The organism is Sulfolobus sp. B1, assembly GCF_007050195.1.
Taxonomy (GTDB): domain Archaea; phylum Thermoproteota; class Thermoprotei_A; order Sulfolobales; family Sulfolobaceae; genus Saccharolobus.
The window spans coordinates 1-3,124 of record NZ_QIMI01000161.1 but is presented as its reverse complement, the minus strand read 5'-3'; the positions used below and the strand labels follow the sequence as shown (position 1 = coordinate 3,124).

Sequence of the window (3,124 nt, the reverse complement as noted above, 5' to 3'; positions counted from 1 at the left end):
CAACTCCAGTTGCGGTAAAATATGCCATGAGTAATGCTGAGATTTCTTCACTGTTAAATGGAGCTATACTTACCGGGCTTGGTTTCTTTTTTGGAATAATAGGAGTGATAATAATAATTGTAGGAATAATACTATATCTAAGGTCCAGAAAGAAATAAAAACTTAGTTTTTTATTATGTAAAATATGCCAAAATTAGTTTCTACTTTAGGTACGTCACCTGGAGGAGTTTTAGAAACGTTTGAATATTTAATGAAAAATGGAGTACAGATAACGGAGATAAGAGTAATAACTACTAAGAATCCAGAGGTCGAAAAGGCTTGGAGAATTTTAAACGTATTATTCTTATGTTGCGTCAAACAGAAATATCCAAAGGTTGAGATTGCTAAGTATCAGATCGATATAGATGATATTAACAATGAAGACGACTTAAGAAAGTTTAAAGAGTTCATTGAAGGTCATTTACAACCAGATGACTACATGGATATAACGGGGGGTAGAAAAGGGATGAGCGTAGCAGCAGCACTAGCTGCTAAAGCTGTTGGGGCTAAGATTATAACTTCTATAATTTCACAACAATCGTATAGAAGCATTAATGATAAGATAAGAAATTTAACTAATATACCAGAACTTAAGAGGAGAGAAGAATGCAATGAGCAATTAGAGAAGGATTATTGTGAGCTGATATCTAAAGATGCAAAAACTATAGTATTTGACATCTAAACTTCCTCCTCGTCTAAAGAGTTACGACTTTATCATGGAACTTAGATATATTTTATCGAAACTCTAACAGAGATTCCCAGAACTCTTTTTCGTAATATTGAATCATGTATGCAATAGTTTTAAGTCTATTCATGTCTTTAACTTCCAAAAGACTAATTACCTTATTCTCTAGCTCATCATAAGAGCCCTTAAACGTATCAAAAAATCCTAATTCATTAATACCGTAATTCCTCCTTAAGCCTTCTCCAAACCTTGTCACAACAGTACCCCATACCGGTAAATTAACTACTGTAGCAAACAAAAACTCTTTTGGTTCCGCATAATTTGCCAACCAAGATAAGTAATGTGTATAGTTTACAGCCTTAGGAGATATATTATACGTTAATGGATCCTTAATATCAATATTTAACTCCTTCATTAATTTCATGAGTTCTCCTAGAGCATGATAATCCCCATCAATTAATTCCTTAAATATGCTTAGCTCATCAATAGACCTACTCTTTGATAAACCTAATGCTAGTGACCTTAGATCATGATTCACTATATACCATTGGTTAATTACAAAATAATTAATAACATCCCTTTTCAGCTTTCCTTCCTCCACCAATTTTAAAATAGGATTATTAAGTATTTGTAAGTTAAGATTTTCTAGTTCCTTTCTTATGATTTGAAGCGGGTTCATTATTAAATATTAAATATAAGTTACTTATAAACTATCTTAATGGTAAACCTACTTTCTCCTTGCCCTTAAGGATGAGGCTTTCCTCATTTTGTAAATCTCATATCCCCTATGTAAGTTTATTTGAAGTATATAATAAGAATAACTACACTATATATTCAATACGTGGAAAAATAAGGCACTTACCACAAAGTATAATTAATATATCATGATAGTATATTCTTTATTCTCATTATCTTTGATTTAGCAATATACTCATCAGCTGAGTCTGATATCGTAGAAAATTTTATTTGTGAACTAACCAATCTAATTCTTATGAAAAGGATCGACGTTTATAACGCATTATTAGGCAAAGGAGAGTTCATTGACGATTTCAAATTTAGGGGGAAATACGCATATTTTCTCAGAAGTCCCTATCCACATGCTAGGATAAGTAAAATTGACTCTAGTGAAGCAGAGAGGAGAGGAGCCTTAGTGTTAACCGGAAAAGACATGCTTTCTAGGACAGTTCAACAAGCAGGAGAAAGAGAAGGTGCTGGATTAACAAGTCCATTACTAGCAATAAATAAAGCGTTGTATGTTGGTTAACCTGTTGCATTAATCCTAGCTGATGATCCATATGAGGCTGTAGATTTAGCTGAGTACGTACAAGTAGACTATGAGCCTTTGGAAGCTGTGCCTAACATCGATAGGGCTCTCCAGAATAAAGTAATATTGTTTGATGACTTAAAGAGTAACGTTGTAAAAGAGCAAACTTTCGAATTCGGAAAAAACAATAGTAGAGGTAGGGAATTGGAGTTAGAACTGTATTGGTCAAGAAGTTCCGGTAATCCGATTGAACCTTATGGAGCTCAAGTTATTCCAATGGACGATTACTTGCTTATAATATCTAATCAACAAGCGGGTAATTTAGTATCTGATGAAATACAAAAAGCATTGGGAATAAAGGTAATTCATAAAAACGCTAGGCAAGGTGGTAGTTTTGGAGCTAAGTTCTCTTTAGTCAGATATCTAGCAGTATTAAGCTATGCTTCTTTAAAGTTTAGAGTACCTATAAAGTGGATTGAAACTAGAACAGAGCATTTAATGGCTTCTAATAGTAGTGGACCAGAGAGGAAATTTAAGATTCGCGCGAATTATACTTCAGACGGTAAAGTTAACGCCTTAGATATTCACATTTGGGAAGACGTTGGGGCTTCAAGAGATGCTGGACAACCATTTAAACCATTAGGACACTTAACTGGGCCTTATAAAATACCTTATGTAAAATATACCGGAACGTTAGTTGCGACGAATAAGAATCCTCCGGGTGCTTTTAGAGGAGCTGGAACTCCTCCGCATACGTGGGCTCTGGAGAGAGTGATGGATGCGATAGCTGACGAGTTAGGTATTGATAGAGCAGAAGTGAGAAAAACTAATGCTATTGATAGCTTCCCATATGATTCGGGATTTGCATATTATGATTCGGGTAATCCCAAAGGTTTGTTAGAGTTAGCGTTATCGAGGAAGGATATCTTTTCTATGAGAGATAAGAATACTGGGATAGGTCTTGCTTTGTCTACAGATCCAAGTACACCTTCAGGAAGTGAGAGAGTTAAAATTAAGATAAAGGACGGGAAGATTGTAATTGGATTAGGTTTTGGTCCAGAAGGACAAGGAAATGAACACACTGCTGTCTTGCTAGCTTCAAAGCTATTGGGAATACCACAAGAGGATGTTAAATA

General features: G+C 34.7%; 2 protein-coding genes and 1 pseudogene. 2 read left to right on the top strand and 1 reads right to left on the bottom strand.

Annotation, left to right across the window (positions count from 1 at the left end; translation table 11 throughout):
* The first annotated feature begins 184 nt into the window (after positions 1 to 184).
* Complete coding sequence (gene crn1 / locus DMP16_RS08810; RefSeq protein ID WP_069283354.1) at positions 185 to 721, top strand: CRISPR-associated ring nuclease Crn1; 537 nt, start codon at positions 185 to 187, stop codon at positions 719 to 721.
* A gap of 52 nt (positions 722 to 773) precedes the next feature.
* Here crn1 and DMP16_RS08805 read toward each other — a convergent pair whose 3' ends face one another.
* Complete coding sequence (locus tag DMP16_RS08805) at positions 774 to 1,403, bottom strand: TenA family transcriptional regulator (protein WP_069283356.1); 630 nt, start codon at positions 1,401 to 1,403, stop codon at positions 774 to 776.
* A gap of 312 nt (positions 1,404 to 1,715) precedes the next feature.
* Between DMP16_RS08805 and DMP16_RS08800 the strand changes: the two are divergent.
* Positions 1,716 to 3,124 (top strand): annotated as a pseudogene (locus DMP16_RS08800) (xanthine dehydrogenase family protein molybdopterin-binding subunit); the annotation flags it as partial.

What these genes read in the sequence shown, in the direction of transcription:
- crn1 (WP_069283354.1), top strand. Translation starts at nt 185, where the DNA reads ATGCCAAAATTAGTTTCTACTTTAGGTACGTCACCTGGAGGAGTTTTA.
- DMP16_RS08805 (WP_069283356.1), bottom strand. Translation starts at nt 1,403, where the DNA reads ATGAACCCGCTTCAAATCATAAGAAAGGAACTAGAAAATCTTAACTTA.